Origin of the sequence: Niameybacter massiliensis (genome assembly GCF_001282685.1) — a bacterium.
Taxonomy (GTDB): domain Bacteria; phylum Bacillota; class Clostridia; order Lachnospirales; family Cellulosilyticaceae; genus Holtiella; species Holtiella tumoricola.
This window is the reverse complement of record NZ_LN875035.1, coordinates 1,527,360-1,545,710: the sequence shown is the minus strand read 5'-3', so window position 1 is coordinate 1,545,710 and position 18,351 is coordinate 1,527,360. Positions and strand designations below refer to the sequence as shown.

Sequence of the window (18,351 nt, the reverse complement as noted above, 5' to 3'; positions counted from 1 at the left end):
TCAGCATAAGAATGATACAATATCTATTTGTGATAAGATGCGTAGAATTATGCAGAAATGAGGAAAATAGATGAATCATGATAAAATAATTAATATAGCAGTAATTGCCCACGTTGATGCTGGGAAATCTACTCTAGTAGATGCTTTCTTAAATCAGAGTGGTGTATTCCGTGCAAACCAAGAAGTAGTGGACTGCGTAATGGATAGTAACTCTCTAGAGCGTGAGAGAGGGATTACTATTTATTCAAAAAACTGTTCAATTAGACATAAAGATTACAAAATTAACATTGTAGATACACCAGGACATAGTGACTTCTCATCAGAAGTAGAACGTGTTATCAGTACAGTAGATACAGTTATTCTTTTAGTAGACTCAATTGAAGGGCCTATGCCACAAACACGTTTCGTACTTCAAAAGTCTCTTGAAAAAGGGTTAAAACCAATTCTTGTTATTAACAAAATTGATAAACCAAACCACCGTGCTGAAGAAGTAGTAGATATGACATTCGACTTATTCGTAGACCTTAATGCTACAGACGAGCAACTTGATTTCCCAATCCTTTATGGAATTGGTAAACAAGGTATCATGCAATATGAATTAGATCAACCATCAGACAATATCGAACCTCTTCTTGAAACGATTATTAAACAAGTAGGCGAATATCCAAAAGATGATGAAGCACCTCTTCAAATGCAAATTAGTGCATTAGGTTATGACAACTTTATCGGTCGTCTTGGTATTGGTCGTGTATATAAAGGGAAAATCAAAGAAGGTCAAACAGTTCAAATTTCTGCAAATGACGGTACACTTAGAACAGGTCGTGTTGCAAAACTTATGGCATATGAAGGCCTTAAACAAACACCTATTGAAGAAGTAACAAGTGGAGATATCGCAGTTATTGCAGGTATCACTGATATTTCTATTGGTGAAACAGTAGGGGAAGTAGGTAAAGTTGAACCTATGGAACCAATCACAGTTGAAGAACCAACACTTTCTATGAACTTCTTAGTTAATAATTCACCATTTGCAGGTAAAAGTGGTAAATTCGTAACAACAAGACATATCAAAGATCGTCTTGAAAAAGAATTAGAAGTTAACGTTGGTCTTAGAGTAGAATCTATGGATACTACAGATGGATACAAAGTATCTGGACGTGGAGAGCTTCACTTATCTATCTTAATCGAAAACATGCGTCGTGAAGGCTATGAGCTTGGAGTATCAAAACCAGAAGTTATCATGCACAGAGATGAAAATGGTAAACTTGTAGAGCCACTTGAACGTGTTATTGTAACACTTCCAGAACAATATTCAGGAGCAGCAATTGCTAACCTTAATATGAGAAAAGGTATGATGCAAAGTATGGAACCAGAAAATGGTTATGTACGTATTGAGTACCTTTGTACAACACGTGGTCTTTTAGGATTTAGAAGTGAACTTATTACAGATTCTCGTGGAGAAGCTACTCTTGTAAGACGTATTGAAGGTTATACAGAATACGTAGGAGAACTTCCAAGAAGAGCTAATGGTGCACTTATTGCTCAAGAAGCAGGAACAACAATGGGTTACTCACTTAATAACCTTGAAGATCGTGGAATCTTATTCGTACCACCAGCAATAGAAGTATATGAAGGTATGATTATTGGTATGAATGCTAGACGTGAAGATATGACAGTTAATGCATGTAAAAATAAAAAAATGACTAATACACGTTCATCAGGTGCTGACGATGCAATCAGACTTACACCTCCAAAAATATTCAGCTTAGAAGAAGCACTTGAATTTATTGAAGATGATGAATTAGTAGAAGTAACACCAGATGCAATTCGTTTACGTAAACGTATTCTTAGCGAAGGCGATAGACGTAGAGCAGGACGCTAATTGGATAAATTAATATAAATGTAAAGAGGCTACTATTAAGTAGCCTCTTTTTGTAGTTATTTAAAAGAGTAAATAAATACTTAAAAATGAATAAAATAAAAAGAATAATATGTATTGTTAAAAATATTTTGAGGATATACAATAGAATTGAGTTCATAATCATTAAAGTCATTTAAAAGGGGAGAATGGATATGGCTGATTTTTTAAATAAATTTAAGAAAACATTAGATAAGGGTGTAAATACAGTTTCTATTAAATCTAATATTCTTATGGAAGTAAATAGGGTTAAAAGTAGTATTAATGCACTTAACCAAGATGTGCAAAAGCAGAAAAATGATTTAAGTGATCTATTTTATAAAATGTATTTACAAGGGTCAATCAATATAGAAGCATGTAAAACATTTTGCCTCAAAATTCAAGAGTTAGAAGCTGAGATTAAAATAAAAGAAAATGAAATAGAAGATATTAGACAAAAAGAGGAATTACTTCTACAAGAAGCAAGCAAAAAAAGAGAAATAAAAGAAGAAGTACATTTTCCTATTACGCCTCAAGTTAGTCCTGTAAGTCAAAGTGAGTCTATTAAAATATCTAAGGAAGTTATAGAAGAAGAAAAAGAAGCTGAAGAGGATAATAAAAAAGTATGTTCTTGTGGGCAAGTTATAGATGCAGGGGCAAAATTTTGTAGTGGATGTGGTATGAAGATAGATTAAGTAGTATGTAGGGGGGAGGCCAATGAATAAAAAAGGAACACATATTAGTATTATAATCATATGTATTGTTATCCTTTTAGGTGGTGGCATATTAGCAAAAGATACAGTGCTAGCGACTATATCACCCACCATTTTTCTGGGAAAGGCTATTAAGAATACAAATGATAAATTAATTGAAGAAAGCGAAATAGTAAAGGAAGTATTTCAAAAGCAATTTGTAAACGGAGTGGGGTATCAATCAGATACACAACTTCAGCTAATTTCAGTTGCCCAAAACGGTACAAGGCTTGAATTAAAAGAAGCTTTGACTAATATGATTTTACAAATTACGCGAGCAACTAGAGAAGATGAAAGTCTAATAGATATAAGTCTGCTTAATCAACAAATATGTGCTATAAAGGGGAGTTGCTATACCAATAAAGATCTTTTTGCACTTAAGCTAGAACCTTTTGTTAAGGATTACTATACGATTCAAAAAGCTACATTTGTTGAGGATTTTAATAATTCAGTGGTTAGAAAATTGACAAGGCTACCTGAACTTGATGGAAGCTTTGATTTTGAAACATTAGATGTAGAACATGAAAGTGATTGTTTCAATGAAGCTTTAAAACTAATTATTAAAAAAGAAGTTAGAGAAATGCAGATAAGCTCTCTGGGAAAACAGAAAATAGATGATGAGAATTGCTTTTTGTTTAATGTGACTATAGAAGAAATTACATTGAAAAAAGTATTATTAGAGGTCTATGACCTTCTTATGACTGATAGTATTTTTCAAGAAGCCATTAAACAGCAATTACTTGTCCAAAATGATGATAAAGATACAAGTATAGAAGAACAGTATGAAGCATTTTATAATGCAGGAGAAAAAAGGTTAGGAGAATTAAAGTTTAAGGATGGAATAACATTTAAACTATTAGTTAATACCAATAAATATATTACTCAAATAGAATGTGTAACTAAAGTGGAGGGGTTATATGATCAAGCCAATGTAAAGGGGAAACTTAGCTTTGGCAGTAGTCATTACTTAACCGATGATATTGAAATAGAATTTATAGTAGAAAATGAATATGACCAAATTCAAATGTTTATCCAGTCAGAACACAATTATGGAGAAAAGGAAGAAAAGAAATTCCAAACGGTAAGTTGGAATATAGGAAATAATAAAGAAAAATTTTTGGATATGAATTATAGATGGATCTATAATCCTAACATAGAAAATGATAATTTTACTTTAAAATATAAAGTTGATATAATGCAGAGACTTGCACTTAGTATAGATATACAAGGTACTTACATAAGTAATAGGGATGAGAAATCTGTATCTATAGATAGTAATTTATTAAAGATAGGTGTAAAAGATGGTTATAATAACTTTGAAATAGAGTTAAAAGGCATAAGTTACATACAGGCATTAGAGCAGATAGAGCTAGTGATACCAGAAAGTGAAAAAGAAGTACTTAAACTTTCAGAAAAAGAGCTCTTTAAATTGGTGTTTGAGGTATATGGTAATGTACATAAAGCTAAAAACGTATGGAAGCAATTATAATTACTAATATAATTTGATCTATAGTTTAAGCGTTCTGAACAAATGAGTTATTTTTATATGGTGAGGAGGAGTGGGCTTAGATGAGCTCACTTATTTTTTGTGTGCTAACTGAGATGTTAATTGGATAAGGGAGAATATGGTAGAAGGTGAAAGTTGAGGAAGCTAAGAAAGAAATGTTGAAAAATTTGTAGAACAGACGTATAATTAATCGCAATGAAAATTTGCAGTAAAGGACGTGAAAGAATGACAGATTTAGCTGAACTTAAAGCAAAGGGAATTATTGCACAGAAGCAAGAAGGATATTTTGTACTTCGTTTTTTAAGCGATGCAGGGTATTTTACAGTAGATGAAATGACGAGTTTATCTGAAGTAGCAAGTAAGTATGGTAATGGTGAATTAGGACTTACAAGTCGTTTAACTTTAGAAATCCCTTATATAAAACAAGAAAATTTAGAAGAAGTATTAGCATTTTGTAATGAGAAAAACTTAAGGATTGGCGGCGGTGGTCCCACTGTTCGAGCAATCTTAACTTGTAAGGGTACAGTGTGTAAACATGGGTTAGCAGATACAAATCGTATTACACGTGAGATGGACAAGCGCTTCTTTGGTCGTAAATTGCCGGGGAAATTTAAAATTACAGTATTAGGTTGTCCAAATAGCTATGGGAAAGCACAAGGGAATGATTTAGCATTTCTTGCAGTGAAAGGTGTAGAACTTATAGAAGAGGTATGTATTCACTGTAAGAAGTGTGTAAAAGTTTGTCCAGATGATGCTTTTAGAGTGGATGAAAAGTACTTAGCATTAGAAAAAGAAAAATGTTCTAGATGTGGGAAGTGTATTCCGGAATGTCCAGTTAATGCATTAAAAAGTGATAAAGTAGAATTTTTAGTGTTTTTAGGGGGAAGACTAGGAAGAAAGTCAAGACTTGCAATACCTTGTAAAGTAAAAGTTAAAGAAGATGAAATATATGAAGTTACAGAAAAAGTATTAGCTTTTTATAATGAGCATGCAGGTAGTGGTGAGCGTTTTGCAGAAGTGATTGAAAGAATAGGACTTGAAGTAGTAGAACAAGCGCTATTTAGTTAGGAGGTTTTATGTCTAGTATATTTAATAAGTATTTAGAAATCATTAAGACATTACCGATCAAAAAGAGTTATACAAAAGAAGATATTCTTATTCCAGAACTTTTAATAGAAGAAGTAAAAGATGTAAGCCTTTATTATTGTGCACATAATGAGTATATGAATTCCAATGCAAAAATCTTTATCGTAGGGATTACTCCTGGTTTCAATCAGATGAATAAGTCGCTTGTAGCGGCAAGAAAGTGTACTGAGGAAGGTGTGTCAAAAGAAGAAATCCCTTATATATGTAAGAAAGAGGCCCGATTTGAGGGCAGCTTAAGAAAAAACATTATTAGTATGCTTAATGAGTTAGAGTTACAAAAAAAATATGGGCTTAACGATTCATCCCAGTTATTTGGTGATCATGATTACTTGTTGCATACAACCTCTATGATTCCTTATGCTACTTTTGTCAAAGGTAAAAACTATACTGGCCATCAACCACCTCTTCTAAAGAGTGAATTACTCATGAAATATATAGAAACGTATTTTTATCCTCAATTAGAGATCTTAAAAGATGCTTTAATTATACCACTAGGAAAAAGCGTTGAAGAAGTATTAGTGAAGTTGATAGAAGCTGGAAAGTTAAAAGAAGAGCAGTGTCTATTAGGTTTTCCTCATCCCTCAGGAGCAAATGCACATAGGCATGAGCAGTTTGCTACACATAAAGAGACAATGATGAAGAAAATTAAAAATTACAAAATGCCACAAGAAATTCAAGGATAATATGAATTTCTTGTGGCATTTCATATTATATAAGACGTTGTCTATCTATAATAATTTGTGCTTCTAGTGAGTTATTTTGCTGTTCCCCAATACTATATGAATAATGTTCATGGTCTTTATCAGTATTAATAATATGATGACCAAGAATAGAATTGATATTCTTTTTAAAATAGCAAATAACCCATAATATAAACTTTATTTTCAAAATAGTGCCTCCCGATGGCCCCCTTTCAGTTTTACATAGTCTCTAAATGATACAAACTTATTTTTGAACACAAAAAAAGCGCGACAGCAGTGTCACGCTCATAATGGACTTTAGAATAAGTTAGAAGGTAGTAAGCCTTTTTCATTTAGAGGTAGAACTGATGGGAGTGTTAATGTATTTGGTTTTGTTTTTGTTAAAGTGCCTGTTACAGCCATTCTTAATTTCATCATCATTTTTACCTCCTTCATAATTTTTGATAATATAATATTAAAATAATTCAGTTAAAATGTAAATAGGAAGTTTGAATTGTTACACAAATGTAATATATTCATTCTTAATGGTGACGGCAATGATCATGGCTACAAGTGTGTGTATGGTTAAGTGCTTGTAGTGATTGGCATTTATTATGCCCGTGGTGAAGGTTACCATTATCAATACAAATACAGTCTTGGGTAGTACTATCTACGATTAAGAAATTTGGAGCTGAACCAAAGTGCCCATAAGGTATGCTTTGTAGGTCGTTAGCTTGATTGATTAGAAAACATATTTTCATTATAAATCCCTTCTTGCTTGAAATGACAGCAACTTTTAGTGCAACTTTCTTTGAGGGGATAAGAAGTATGTTGCTTCATAGTACTAGGACATCTTAACTCATCTATAAATTTAGATAAAATATTAAGTGTGTTGGGGTTAAGAGTATAATGAATACGATAACCTTGTTTGGCATCTATAATAATCTCGGCATATTTGAGAATTTTAATATGCTGTGTTACAGCAGTTTCAGAAATGTTAAGATGTTTAGAAATACCTTTTGTACACACATTTTTGTGAGCAAGTAATAAAGGATGTGAAGTCTTGTCTCGTCAGAGAGTGCTTTGAAAAGCTGAATAGGATTAACCATACTGCCTCCATTTAATTAAGTGATTACTTAATTAAATTATAGAATTGTTTTTGAATAAGAAAGAGAAGTGTAAAAAATAAAATATAAATATGAAACTCGAACATTATGATTAGATACAAAAAAATAGTTCACAAATATAAAAGGCTATGCTATAATAAAATCGACTTATGTATACATATATTATATCGTATAAATTTGGTGATAAGGACCGAAGGTTTCTACCTACTTGCCGTAAATAAGTAGACTACGAAATGTTCACCTTCCCAATGAAATATAAGAGGAAGAGGAAAAAGAAAAATATGGGAAAAGAAAGTATTTATGAGTTAGATGGCAGAGTGCCTTTGAAAAAAGCTATACCATTAGGGATGCAACACGTTTTAGCTATGTTTGTTGGAAATGTTTCACCACTTATTATTGTATGTGGTGTCATGAGTATTCCAGCAGAACAAAAAGCTGCTTTGATGCAAAATGCCATGTTTATTGCAGGGCTTATTACATTGATTCAACTTTATCCACTAGGTCGTATTGGAGCAAAGCTACCCATTGTTATGGGTACAAGTTCAGGATTTTTACCAACTGTACAAGCTGCAGCTGGAAGTTATAGTTATGGTGCCATTATGGGCGCATCTTTTACAGGTGCAATCCTTGAGATTATATTAGGTTTCTTTATTAAACCACTTAAAAGATTCTTTCCACCTGTTGTAACAGGTACAGTTGTTATTGCTATTGGTTTTTCACTTATTCCTACAGGGGTGAAATTCTTAGCAGGAGGAATTGGGGCAGATGACTTTGGATCTTTATCTAATTTATTTTTAGGATTCTTAGTTATGTTCATTATTATAGGTTTAAAACAATTTACAAAAGGATTTGCAAGTGTTTCAGCTATACTAATAGGAATTATTGTAGGTTATATTGTGGCTGTTTTCATGGGAAAAGTAGATTTTAGTGGTGTTACAAATGCAGCATGGTTTAGTATGCCACAACCATTTATGTTCCCATTTGAATTTAAAATAGAAGTTATTATACCAATGTGCATTATGTATATTGCAACAGCAGTAGAAACAGTAGGGGATGTTTCAGGTATTACTATGGGTGGCCTTGACCGCGAACCAACGGATAGAGAAGTAGGTGGTAGTGTACTTGCAGATGGATTTGGAAGCGCTATTGCAGCGGTCTTTGGAGTACTTCCAAATACATCATTTAGTCAGAATGTTGGTCTTGTAAGTATGACAAAAGTAGTTAACCGTTTTACAATTATGACAGGTGCCATTTTCCTTATTTTAGCAGGGTTTTTCCCTAAATTAGGAGCAGTTGTAGCAGCTACACCACAATCAGTACTTGGTGGTGCAACAGTTATTATGTTTGCCATGATTGCAGTAAGTGGTATGCAACTTGTATTTAAACAAGATATGAGTGGACGTAATGGAATGATTGTTGCTATTGCTTTAGGATTAGGTTTAGGGTTAGGCAATGTGCCTGATGCACTTCAATATTTACCAGAATGGGCAAGATTAATCTTTGCACAAAGTGGTATAGTTGTGGCATTTTTAGTAGCGGCAATTTTAAACTTTATCTTACCTAAAGATGAAAAAATAGATATAGCAGAATAAGCAAACTTGCTAGGTTAGAGCTGACCTAGCAAGTTTTTTTGTATATTTGAAGTATTTCAATGCTATAAGAATAATGATATACTAGTATCTAATATTAAAAAATGAAATATATACTAGAGAGGAATTTAATATGGGGGAATATAATGTATCCATCTTTAATATTGCTTATTCTGTGGGAAGAATAGCTGATTTAGTAGATTCTCAGCTAACAGGGCATCATAGAAGAGTAGCATATATTGCAGGTAGGATAGCGGAAGAGCTTGGGCTAACCACACAGGAACGAGATGAGATGGTATTAGCTGGATTAGTTCATGATGTAGGGGCATTATCAACTCAAGATCGTGTAGATATTTTTGACTTTAAAGGAATGAATGGGGGGATTCATGCGGAAAAGGGCTATAAGCTTTTAAGTATATTAGAATCATTTAAAGATGTTGCAGTACATGTACGGTATCATCATATAAGGTGGGATGAATATCCTAAGCAAGAGGAAATGTTAGGGGGGAATATATTATATTTAGCTGATAGAGTAGATGTATTAGCTCAGCAGCAAAGTAATATTTTGCTAAAAAGTGAAGAAATAAGAACACAGATTATTGAAGAACGTGGTAAAATGTTTAATCCTAAAGTAGTAGAAGCTTTTATGAGGATTAGTAAAAATGAAGCTTTTTGGCTAGATAGTATGAGTGCTATGATGTTGGCACCTAGATGTGAATATTATAAAAACATAGCCTTTACAGAAGATGTTATGATTCAAATGGGGCTATTCTTTTCACAAATAATTGACTTTAGGTGTAGATTTACGGCAACTCATTCAAGTGGTATTGCAGCAGTTGCAAGTGAGTTAGCAAAGTTAAGAGCATATAGTCAATATGAATGTACATTAATGCGATTTGCAGGGTTTGTTCACGATATTGGTAAGTTGGCAGTACCGATAGAAATTATTGAAAAACCAGATAAGCTTACAGATGAAGAATATAGTATCATGAAAATACATCCCTATTATACTTATCAGATTTTAAGTCATATAGAAGGAATAGGAAAAGTAAAAGAGTGGGCAGCATACCACCATGAAAATATAAAAGGAACAGGATATCCATTTGGAATACAAGATAGTGGATTGGATGAGGGCTGTAAAATTATGAAAGTAGCAGATATATTTACAGCATTAACAGAAGAAAGACCCTATAGAGAACCGATGAAATCAGAAAAAGTATTAGAAATTTTTAAACGTGTTGAGCAAGATGAAGAAGATGAGGAATTTAGTTGTTTAGTGGAAGTACTGAAGCAGAACTATGATAATTTAGTTGCGATACGTGAGGCAGCTCAAAGGGATGCAATATGCCGTTATCAAGTATTTATTGAATAGCTAATAAAAGGACTGTCATTAAACAGCCCTTTTTATTTGGATAAATGGCATTTTAAGTTTAGAAATAAGGAGTAAATGATATGATTATTTTATTAATAATGTGTTTAGGTGTAGCATTGGGAGCTTACATCTTTCCTGAAAAATGGCAAGTACATAATAGTAAAGTTCAGGTTATAAGTATTGTAATACTCATTTTTTGCATGGGTGTTACACTCGGGAGTAATGAAACTTTAATGGATAAATTGTTAGGGATGGGATTACAAGGCTTACTTTTTGCAGTCATACCAATTATCCTATCAGTTATTGTTGTATATATTTTGACCAGGTTATTTATGAAGGAGAAAAAAGATGATCAAAGCAATAATGATTAGTTTGGTTTTAGGTGTGCTTTATGCAACTGTAGGTTTGGGAAATGAACAAGTTGAATTTTTTAGTAGTCTTTCAGATATTACATTAGTTATTTTAATGTTCTCAGTAGGAATTAGTGTAGGAGCAAATAAACAAGTTTTCAGTAAGATTAAAGAACACCATATAAAAATATTACTTATTCCAGTAGGAATCATATTAGGGTCTATATTAGGTGGTGTGGTATGTAGTAAACTTATGGATATGCCACTTAATACAAGCGTAGCCATTACATCAGGGCTTGGATGGTATTCGTTATCAGGTGTATTATTAACAGACTTAGCAGGTGCAGATGTAGGGACAATAGCATTTTTGGCAAATTTATTTAGAGAAATTTTATCTTTTATGATAATACCTATTGTAGCAAAATACTGTAATCCTTATACAGCTATTGCACCAGCAGCAGCTACAAGTGAAGATACGACTTTGCCAGTTTTAATCAAGTATACAAGTGAAGAAGTTGTCGTTATGGCAGTTATTAATGGGGTTATTTGTTCAATGATGGTACCTATATTAACTAACTTCTTCTATAGTGTCCTATAGTAGATTGCTTACATTATATGAGAAGGAAAGGTTTAGTTTATGGTAACAAAAATATTATTTCTTATTATTGCAGGATTTCTTGTACTAGGAGGTATGGATTATTTAATAGGTAATCGATTTGGGCTAGGAAGCCAATTCAAGAAAGGATTAGAAGCAGTAGGTGCATTAAGCTTAAATATGATAGGGATTTATATGCTAGCACCGATTCTAGCACAGGGGCTTATTGTTGTATTAGAACCTATTGCCCATTTGTTTAAGATAGATCCTTCTATTATACCAACTACATTTTTAGCAGTAGATATGGGAGGATTACAGTTAGGAAGGCAACTGGCCTATACATCAGAAATGGCAAGCTTTTCCGGAATTATATTAGCATCTAATTTAGGAGCAACTTTAAGTTTTTCTATTCCAGTTGCTTTAGGTATGATTAAGAAAGAGGATTTGCCCTATTTTTTAAAAGGATTGGTTGTAGCAATTATTGTTATACCTATCGGAAACTTTGTAGGAGGACTGGTACAAGGTGTACCTTTAGTTACTCTTATTATTAATAGTATTCCATTATTTTTACTAAGTATTATATTAGGATATTGCACAATTAAATATACAAATGCAGTTGTGAAATTCTTTACTGCATTTAGTAAGTTGATTACTACGATAAGTGTACTAGGACTTATTGCAGTAGGAACATCTGTTGTACTAGGTATAGACTTTTTGCCAGCTGCTATGCCGCCATTACAAGAAGCAGCGGAAGTCGTAGTAAGGATTGGATTATTCTTAGCAGGGGCATATCCAATGCTTTATTGCTTGCAAAAAGGGTTACAGTCAGTAACCAAACCATTAGCCAATAGGCTACAAGTTAATGATATAACCATTGTAGGAATGATAGGTGCATTAGCAAGTAATCTATTAACATTTGGTGATTTAGAAGAGATGGATAAAAAGGGAAAGGTTATTGCAAGTGCATTTGGAATAAGTGGCGGGTTTATGCTAGGGGGGCAGTTGGCTTTTGTAAGTGCAATGGAAGAACGTATGATTATACCTTTTTTAACGTCTAAAATAATTGCAGGTATTTTAAGTGTAATTATTGCTGTAAGGCTATATAATAAAATTAAAGATTGATAAATTTAAGACTATTTTTGTATAATTATCAAGAGTAATGGATAAACCTTAGAGAAGGATTAAAATCAATGATTATAATAGCTTATGGAGGAGAGGATTAATAATGGAAAATAACCAGTATTCATCAATAAGACGATCATCAAGTTACAATTATATTAATAAAGCATATTTATGGATGTTTGTAGGGCTACTATGTACAGCGCTGACATCATATGTAATGATTGCAACAGATTTAATATGGGTGGTTTATAGTTTTTCATGGTTACCTTTTGCAATGATTATAGCAAAAATTGCGCTTGTAATTTTCTTAAGTAGTAGAATTTATAAGATGCAAACATCAACTGCACGTATGGTATTTATAGGATATTCAATCTTAACAGGAATAACTTTTTCAGTAATCTTTTTTATGTTTGATATCACATCTGTTTTTATAGCATTTGCTTTTGCAGCTATATTATTTGCCTGTTTATCAATTATTGGATTTACTACGGAGAAAGATTTCTCTTCTATAGGAAATTTATGCTTTATGGGCTTGTTTATTCTTTTAGGAATAGGTGTAGTGGGATTTTTTATTAATTTATCTGGATATGATTTATTAATAGGTCTATTTGGTGTGATTGTATTTTTAGGACTTACTATTTATGATACTCAAAAGATGAAAAATACATTTGGAGCAGTAGAACAACAATCAGAAATGATGGAGAAGGTTGCGATATATTTTGCTCTTGAATTATACTTGGATTTTATTAACATATTTATTTATCTTGTAAGAATGATGGGGAAAAGAAATTAATCATGTATAAAATTCCTTTACATTGGAAATAATGATAATGTTTAAATCTATGTTAAAGGAGTTTTAAAGATGGCTAAAAACAAAAATAACAAAGATAAAGTAAGTACAAAGGCTAAAAAAGCAAATAAAAATACTAACTTAGAAGTAGCTGAAGAAATTCAACCTAAGAAGAAATAATATAGGCTGTTGTAAAGTGATTAATCACTTTACAACAGCCATTTTTTTTATAATTAAGTTTGAAGGGGTGAATAAATATTTGATTTATCAGAAAAGTTATCCTATAATAGGAAAGAATATAGGATGAAGGGGAGATTAAGATGTCAACACAAAAGGTTTTTGATCCACAAGATATAGAGAGTAATAAGGGGATGGCTGCACTATCATATGTGGGGATTTTATTCATAGTACCCCTATTAGCTGCAAAAGAATCTGAATATGCAAAGTTCCATGCTAATCAAGGCCTAGTATTTTTTATCGCATCTATTATTGTATCTATTGCAAGCGGTATACTTAGTATTATCCCATTTATTGGGGGGATTTTCTCATTTTCAGCCTGGGTACTGGTTTTAGCAGGATTTATAATGGGCTTAGTGAATGCACTTCAAGGCCAGGCAAAAGAACTACCTATAATAGGTCAGTTTGAGATTATTAAATAAAGAAGATAAAGTGTTAAAGAGGAGAGGGATATGAACGCTCCTCTTTTGTATTTATTTAGACATTTTTTTTAGAATATGATAAGCTATTGTTATGAGATTTAAGATTTTAATAGGAGATTAGACAATGAAGATATTATTCGTGACAACAGACTGGATGAAGTATTATGTAGGAGAAGGGGATGAAGAGAAAGCGGTTCCTCTTTGTGGTTATAATTTTCAGAATGTAAATGGGTATTACTATGGTTATGGGGAAGGACTTGAAACGATTCAATTAGAAAAAATTCAAGGAATAAATAAAGATAATATTGAAGTTGTAGATGACAAAGTACAAAATGTACTTGTTGTATGGTTAGCTCCAAATCGTAATGGGGAGACATGTGTTATTGGATGGTATAAAGATGCTACAGTACATGGACATGCTCTTACACAACTTACATTAGATAGTGAACGTTTTGAAAGAACATATAGTATAGTCGCACCAAATCAAGGGGTACTCTTATTGCCAGTAGAAGAAAGAAGTTATGTAGTAGAAGGATTAGAAGCACCAATTGCATATCATATGGATGAAGCTAAACGTGCAGAGCTTTTAAGCTATATTCATAATTATGCTGGAGATCATATGAATTTAGTACTTACAGAAAAAGAGTTAAATGGTGTTCTTTCTATTAATATGGACTATGAACGCTACTTCCATAAGGCAGATGAATTTTTAGCAAAAGATGCTTATGCAAAAGCGATTCGCTGTTTTAATAAGGCTATCCAAGAAGAACCAGAAGAAACTTTGGGATATGAATGTAAAGCAAGTATTTTACTAAGTCTCAAAATGTATGATGAAGCTTTAGAACTGTATAAAAAGGTAATTGCACTAGATGAAAGTAATGATTTAGCACATTATTGTATGGGGCTTATAAATGGGTTAAAACAAAATTATGAGGAAGCACTTCCTTATCTTGATTACTACTTAGAACGTAGACCAAAAGATTATCATGTAGCAGCAGAGCGTGCCTATGTGTATTTTATACAAGGGAATCAAGCAAAAGCAGAAGAGGCAATTACAGATGCGTATAAAAAAGAAAAAGAAAATCCAGTAGTAGCACAAATTTATAAACGTATTACACAAAAATAGTAATTAATATGAAGCGTAGTTTGGAATGGAAAAATTCCTCGCTACGCTTCTTTTTTTTAATTATTTTTTGAATTATGTAAAGTTGTTAGTGAGAAAAGAAAGGAATAGGGGGAGTGGTAGTACATTAAATAGGAAAGAATAAAGAAAAAATCAGAAGAATAGACATGAATATGAAATTAATAGTGCTAATCTAAGTCATATTACAAATAAAATATAAATATTTTGGAAATTAATTATGTAAATTAATTAAATCGATAAAAAAATATACTCAATAGATTGAGCTTTGTAATATCTAACTAAAATAAGCAAAAATAAAAATTATATACAAGTAAAATATTGACACTATTAAAGACAATTGATACAATACTTATAATTAAATTGTCAGATAAATGCAACCAAAGACTTTTATCTCGTCCTTTGTAGGATGAGATTTTTGTTTATTATTTCAAAATGAGGAGGTTCGAAAATGAAATTATCAGATGTATTAGTAAGATGTTTAGTTGAAGAGAATGTTGATACCGTATTCGGGTATCCTGGTGCAGCCGTCTTATCTCTGTATGAATCATTACGAGCTTCCAGTATACACCATGTATTGGTACGTCAAGAACAAGCAGCGGTTCACTCGGCAAGTGGGTATGCAAGGACAACTGGTAAAGTAGGTGTTTGCATGGCTACATCAGGTCCAGGTGCAACCAACCTTGTAACAGGTATTGCGACAGCTTATATGGATTCTATTCCAATGGTTATCTTTACAGGTCAAGTAAAGTCAACACTTATTGGTAGAGATGTATTCCAAGAGGTAGATATTACAGGGTGTACGGAACCATTTATTAAACATAGTTATCTGCTACAAAATCCTAAAGACTTCCCTCGTATTGTAAAGGAAGCGTTTTATATAGCAAGAACAGGAAGGCCCGGTCCTGTTCTTATTGATATACCAATGGATTTTCAAGATTATCAAATAGACTTTAATTATCCTAAAAAGGTAGAAATTAGAGGATACAAACCTACAGTAAAAGGCCATGTAGGACAGATAAAAAGAGCTATTAAGCTTTTGCAGCATAGTAAGAAGCCACTTATATGCGTAGGAGGTGGTGTCATCCTTGCTCATGCAAAAGACGAGATACGAGAATTGGTAAGAAAGTCAAATATACCAGTTGTACATACATTAATGGGAACGGGCGCATTAGATACAAATTCAGGGTTTAATCTTGGAATGATAGGAAGTCATGGATATGCCCATGCCAATTGGGCACTTAAAAATGCAGATACTATACTTTTCGTAGGGGCACGTATTGCAGATCGTGCAGTAGCAAATGTAGGAATTTTGGATGATAATGCAAGTATTATTCATATAGATGTAGATCCAGCAGAAATAGGCAAAATTACAGCTGCCAATATTCCTGTTGTAGGAGATGCAAAAGAAATACTTAACGTAATGAATGAAATGGTAACACCCCTAGATACGATTAATTGGACAAAGACAATTTTAGATAGGAAGCAGTTAAAAGAAGAAATAGATCATGAAACTTTTATCAACCCTAAAAAGGTAATAAAGATATTATCTAATTTATTAGATGATGATGCCATTATTACGGCAGATGTAGGCCAGAATCAATTTTGGACTATGCGTAATATGGAAATGAAGGGGAATAGGCAAATGATTTGCTCTGGTGGATTTGGTACTATGGGATATTCTTTGCCAGCATGTATTGGAGCTTGTATAGGCAATAAACATAAGAAAGTAGTAAGTGTTTTTGGAGATGGTAGTTTCCAAATGAGTTTCTTTGAACTGGGTACACTTATACAAGAGCAAGTAAGTCCTATTATGATTTTGTTTAACAATAGTGGTCTTGGGATGGTAAGAGAGATTCAAAGAAGAACAGAGCTTAAAGAATACGGTGTAGGACTTCCAAAAAATCCAGATTTTGCAGCTATTGTAAGAGCTTATGGGATTAAGGCTGTAACAATCTCTGACCCAAAGCAGGTAGAAGAGGCTTTAAAAGAAGCAGTGAATAGTAATGAACCTTATTTCTTTGAATTCATTGTAAATGATAAAGAAAGCACACTGTAGAGGAGGAGATGAAATGGAAAAACATGTTATATCTATACTTGTTGAGAACCATTCAGGGGTACTTAGTCGCATATCAGGGCTATTTAGTAGACGAGGATATAATATTGATAGTTTATCGGTAGGTGAAACAGAAAATCCTTCAATCTCTCGTATGACTATTGTTACTAAAGCTGATAGGCAAATGCAAGAACAAATTAAAAAGCAGCTTAACAAATTAGTAGAAGTCATCAAAATTGTAGAGTTAAAAGAGCAAGATGCTGTTTATCGTGAGTTAGCACTTATTAAGGTATGTGCGAATCAAAGTAATCGAGCTGAAATTATAGAAATTGCTAATATTTTTAGAGCGCATATTGTAGATGTCTCAAAAGAGGTACTTATATTAGAAGCAACTGGAGATCAAAGTAAGATTCAAGCTTTGACAGAGATGCTTCAACCTTATGGGATTAGGGAAGTTATACGTACGGGTTTAACGGCACTACAACGTGGAGAAAAAGAATTGAAAAACTAAGACTTCCTAGAAGAAGCCTTATTAAAATAAACATATATTAGGGAGGATTTATTATGGCAAAGTTATATTATCAAAAGGATTGTGATTTAAATTTATTAAAAGGTAAAAAGGTAGCAATTATTGGTTATGGGAGTCAAGGGCATGCACATGCACTTAACTTACATGAATCTGGAGTAGATGTTATTGTTGGTCTTTATGAAGGTAGCCCATCTTGGACTAAAGCTGAAAAAGCTGGTCTGACAGTTATGACAGCTGCTGATGCCGCGCAAGCTGCTGATTTTATTATGATTTTAATTAATGATGAAAAACAAGCAAAACTCTATATAGATAGTATTAAAGAAGGCCTTACAGAAGGTAAGACACTTGCATTCGCTCATGGTTTCAATATTCACTATGGTCAAATTGTACCACCAAGTAATGTAAACGTTGTAATGATTGCACCAAAAGGACCAGGGCATACAGTAAGAAGCCAATATCAAGAAGGTCGTGGTGTTCCATGTCTTATCGCTGTATATCAAGATGCTACAGGAAGTGCAAAAGATATGGCACTTGCTTATGCAGAAGGTATTGGTGGTGCACGTGCTGGGATTTTGGAAACAACATTCAAAGAAGAAACAGAAACAGACCTTTTTGGTGAGCAAGCAGTACTTTGTGGTGGTGTAACCGCTCTTATGAAAGCTGGTTTTGAAACATTAGTCGAAGCTGGATATCAACCAGAAAGTGCATATTTTGAATGTGTACATGAAATGAAATTAATCGTAGACCTTATTAATCAAGGTGGATTTGAATATATGAGATACTCTATCTCTGATACAGCAGAATACGGAGACTATACAGTAGGTCCACGTATCATTACAGAAGAAACTAAAAAAGAAATGAAAAAAGTACTTACAGAAATTCAAGATGGTACATTCGCTAAAAACTGGATTTTAGAAAATCAAGCAAATCGTCCTTACTTCCGTTCAATTCGTCGTATTGAAGCAGAGCATCAAGTAGAAACAGTAGGTAAAGAACTTAGAAAAATGATGAGCTGGATTAAAGAAGACGATAAATAAAAACT

Annotated in this window: 18 protein-coding genes, 1 pseudogene and 1 riboswitch; of the genes and pseudogenes, 16 read left to right on the top strand and 3 right to left on the bottom strand. The window is 32.9% G+C overall.

Features of this window, described 5'->3' with window-relative positions; genetic code table 11:
* The first annotated feature begins 70 nt into the window (after positions 1 to 70).
* The 5 genes from typA to BN2390_RS12590 all read left to right on the top strand — a co-directional run bounded on the left by typA (position 71) and on the right by BN2390_RS12590 (position 5,982).
* Positions 71 to 1,879 carry a translational GTPase TypA gene (typA, locus tag BN2390_RS12610; protein WP_053984705.1) on the top strand — a complete coding sequence of 603 codons (1,809 nt, stop codon included), beginning with the start codon at positions 71 to 73 and terminating at the stop codon, positions 1,877 to 1,879.
* 191 nt (positions 1,880 to 2,070) lie between these two features.
* Positions 2,071 to 2,589: a hypothetical protein gene (locus BN2390_RS12605; protein ID WP_053984704.1), complete on the top strand. Its 519-nt coding sequence runs from the start codon at positions 2,071 to 2,073 to the stop codon at positions 2,587 to 2,589.
* A gap of 22 nt (positions 2,590 to 2,611) precedes the next feature.
* Positions 2,612 to 4,135 (top strand): hypothetical protein, encoded by a 1,524-nt coding sequence (locus BN2390_RS12600; RefSeq protein ID WP_053984703.1) that lies wholly within the window; start codon positions 2,612 to 2,614, stop codon positions 4,133 to 4,135.
* Positions 4,136 to 4,348: 213 nt separating this feature from the next.
* The gene (locus BN2390_RS12595; protein ID WP_082238779.1) at positions 4,349 to 5,221 is read left to right on the top strand and encodes a 4Fe-4S binding protein; all 873 of its coding nucleotides are present in this window, start codon (positions 4,349 to 4,351) and stop codon (positions 5,219 to 5,221) included.
* 8 nt (positions 5,222 to 5,229) lie between these two features.
* Positions 5,230 to 5,982, top strand: a complete 753-nt coding sequence (locus tag BN2390_RS12590) for a uracil-DNA glycosylase family protein (protein WP_053984701.1) — start codon at positions 5,230 to 5,232, stop codon at positions 5,980 to 5,982.
* Positions 5,983 to 6,007: 25 nt separating this feature from the next.
* On the opposite strand, the gene BN2390_RS12585 is transcribed toward BN2390_RS12590, so the two are convergent.
* From BN2390_RS12585 to BN2390_RS21420, 3 genes and pseudogenes are all read right to left on the bottom strand, one after another.
* On the bottom strand, positions 6,008 to 6,187 hold the full coding sequence (locus BN2390_RS12585) for a hypothetical protein (protein WP_053984700.1): 180 nt from the start codon (positions 6,185 to 6,187) through the stop codon (positions 6,008 to 6,010).
* A 334-nt stretch (positions 6,188 to 6,521) separates the two neighbouring features.
* Entirely contained in the window at positions 6,522 to 6,740 is a 219-nt protein-coding gene (locus BN2390_RS21425) for a NifB/NifX family molybdenum-iron cluster-binding protein (protein ID WP_082238778.1), read from the bottom strand.
* Positions 6,709 to 7,014: pseudogene (locus BN2390_RS21420) on the bottom strand (ArsR/SmtB family transcription factor); the annotation flags it as partial. The gene BN2390_RS21425 and the pseudogene BN2390_RS21420, both read right to left, overlap by 32 nt.
* A 239-nt stretch (positions 7,015 to 7,253) precedes the next feature.
* A riboswitch (purine riboswitch) is annotated at positions 7,254 to 7,355 on the top strand.
* A 32-nt stretch (positions 7,356 to 7,387) separates the two neighbouring features.
* Here BN2390_RS21420 and BN2390_RS12580 point away from each other — a divergent pair.
* The 11 genes from BN2390_RS12580 to ilvC all read left to right on the top strand — a co-directional run bounded on the left by BN2390_RS12580 (position 7,388) and on the right by ilvC (position 18,346).
* Positions 7,388 to 8,698 (top strand): uracil-xanthine permease family protein, encoded by a 1,311-nt coding sequence (locus tag BN2390_RS12580; protein WP_053984699.1) that lies wholly within the window; start codon positions 7,388 to 7,390, stop codon positions 8,696 to 8,698.
* A 130-nt stretch (positions 8,699 to 8,828) separates the two neighbouring features.
* Positions 8,829 to 10,067, top strand: coding sequence for an HD domain-containing phosphohydrolase (locus BN2390_RS12575; RefSeq protein ID WP_053984698.1), 1,239 nt, complete (start codon positions 8,829 to 8,831; stop codon positions 10,065 to 10,067).
* An 80-nt stretch (positions 10,068 to 10,147) separates the two neighbouring features.
* Positions 10,148 to 10,438 (top strand): LysO family transporter, encoded by a 291-nt coding sequence (locus BN2390_RS12570; protein ID WP_053984697.1) that lies wholly within the window; start codon positions 10,148 to 10,150, stop codon positions 10,436 to 10,438.
* On the top strand, positions 10,416 to 11,015 hold the full coding sequence (locus BN2390_RS12565; RefSeq protein ID WP_053984696.1) for a LysO family transporter: 600 nt from the start codon (positions 10,416 to 10,418) through the stop codon (positions 11,013 to 11,015). Before BN2390_RS12570 ends, BN2390_RS12565 begins: the two co-directional genes overlap by 23 nt.
* A gap of 39 nt (positions 11,016 to 11,054) precedes the next feature.
* Positions 11,055 to 12,134 carry an ethanolamine utilization protein EutH gene (locus BN2390_RS12560; protein WP_053984695.1) on the top strand — a complete coding sequence of 360 codons (1,080 nt, stop codon included), beginning with the start codon at positions 11,055 to 11,057 and terminating at the stop codon, positions 12,132 to 12,134.
* Between the two features lie 103 nt (positions 12,135 to 12,237).
* Positions 12,238 to 12,927 (top strand): Bax inhibitor-1/YccA family protein, encoded by a 690-nt coding sequence (locus BN2390_RS12555; RefSeq protein ID WP_053984694.1) that lies wholly within the window; start codon positions 12,238 to 12,240, stop codon positions 12,925 to 12,927.
* A 317-nt stretch (positions 12,928 to 13,244) separates the two neighbouring features.
* Complete coding sequence (locus BN2390_RS12550; RefSeq protein ID WP_053984693.1) at positions 13,245 to 13,583, top strand: DUF4870 domain-containing protein; 339 nt, start codon at positions 13,245 to 13,247, stop codon at positions 13,581 to 13,583.
* A gap of 124 nt (positions 13,584 to 13,707) precedes the next feature.
* Entirely contained in the window at positions 13,708 to 14,709 is a 1,002-nt protein-coding gene (locus BN2390_RS12545) for a tetratricopeptide repeat protein (RefSeq protein ID WP_053984692.1), read from the top strand.
* A gap of 466 nt (positions 14,710 to 15,175) precedes the next feature.
* The gene (gene ilvB / locus BN2390_RS12540; RefSeq protein ID WP_053984691.1) at positions 15,176 to 16,783 is read left to right on the top strand and encodes a biosynthetic-type acetolactate synthase large subunit; all 1,608 of its coding nucleotides are present in this window, start codon (positions 15,176 to 15,178) and stop codon (positions 16,781 to 16,783) included.
* Between the two features lie 13 nt (positions 16,784 to 16,796).
* Complete coding sequence (ilvN, locus tag BN2390_RS12535) at positions 16,797 to 17,291, top strand: acetolactate synthase small subunit (protein WP_053984690.1); 495 nt, start codon at positions 16,797 to 16,799, stop codon at positions 17,289 to 17,291.
* 53 nt (positions 17,292 to 17,344) lie between these two features.
* Positions 17,345 to 18,346 carry a ketol-acid reductoisomerase gene (gene ilvC / locus BN2390_RS12530; RefSeq protein ID WP_053984689.1) on the top strand — a complete coding sequence of 334 codons (1,002 nt, stop codon included), beginning with the start codon at positions 17,345 to 17,347 and terminating at the stop codon, positions 18,344 to 18,346.
* The last annotated feature ends 5 nt before the right edge of the window (positions 18,347 to 18,351 follow it).

What these genes read in the sequence shown, in the direction of transcription:
- BN2390_RS12550 (WP_053984693.1), top strand. Translation starts at nt 13,245, where the DNA reads ATGTCAACACAAAAGGTTTTTGATCCACAAGATATAGAGAGTAATAAG.
- BN2390_RS12575 (WP_053984698.1), top strand. Translation starts at nt 8,829, where the DNA reads ATGGGGGAATATAATGTATCCATCTTTAATATTGCTTATTCTGTGGGA.
- ilvC (WP_053984689.1), top strand. Translation starts at nt 17,345, where the DNA reads ATGGCAAAGTTATATTATCAAAAGGATTGTGATTTAAATTTATTAAAA.
- BN2390_RS12590 (WP_053984701.1), top strand. Translation starts at nt 5,230, where the DNA reads ATGTCTAGTATATTTAATAAGTATTTAGAAATCATTAAGACATTACCG.
- ilvN (WP_053984690.1), top strand. Translation starts at nt 16,797, where the DNA reads ATGGAAAAACATGTTATATCTATACTTGTTGAGAACCATTCAGGGGTA.
- BN2390_RS12605 (WP_053984704.1), top strand. Translation starts at nt 2,071, where the DNA reads ATGGCTGATTTTTTAAATAAATTTAAGAAAACATTAGATAAGGGTGTA.
- BN2390_RS12555 (WP_053984694.1), top strand. Translation starts at nt 12,238, where the DNA reads ATGGAAAATAACCAGTATTCATCAATAAGACGATCATCAAGTTACAAT.
- typA (WP_053984705.1), top strand. Translation starts at nt 71, where the DNA reads ATGAATCATGATAAAATAATTAATATAGCAGTAATTGCCCACGTTGAT.
- ilvB (WP_053984691.1), top strand. Translation starts at nt 15,176, where the DNA reads ATGAAATTATCAGATGTATTAGTAAGATGTTTAGTTGAAGAGAATGTT.
- BN2390_RS12570 (WP_053984697.1), top strand. Translation starts at nt 10,148, where the DNA reads ATGATTATTTTATTAATAATGTGTTTAGGTGTAGCATTGGGAGCTTAC.
- BN2390_RS12565 (WP_053984696.1), top strand. Translation starts at nt 10,416, where the DNA reads ATGATCAAAGCAATAATGATTAGTTTGGTTTTAGGTGTGCTTTATGCA.
- BN2390_RS12600 (WP_053984703.1), top strand. Translation starts at nt 2,612, where the DNA reads ATGAATAAAAAAGGAACACATATTAGTATTATAATCATATGTATTGTT.
- BN2390_RS12595 (WP_082238779.1), top strand. Translation starts at nt 4,349, where the DNA reads ATGAAAATTTGCAGTAAAGGACGTGAAAGAATGACAGATTTAGCTGAA.
- BN2390_RS12560 (WP_053984695.1), top strand. Translation starts at nt 11,055, where the DNA reads ATGGTAACAAAAATATTATTTCTTATTATTGCAGGATTTCTTGTACTA.
- BN2390_RS21425 (WP_082238778.1), bottom strand. Translation starts at nt 6,740, where the DNA reads ATGAAAATATGTTTTCTAATCAATCAAGCTAACGACCTACAAAGCATA.
- BN2390_RS12545 (WP_053984692.1), top strand. Translation starts at nt 13,708, where the DNA reads ATGAAGATATTATTCGTGACAACAGACTGGATGAAGTATTATGTAGGA.
- BN2390_RS12580 (WP_053984699.1), top strand. Translation starts at nt 7,388, where the DNA reads ATGGGAAAAGAAAGTATTTATGAGTTAGATGGCAGAGTGCCTTTGAAA.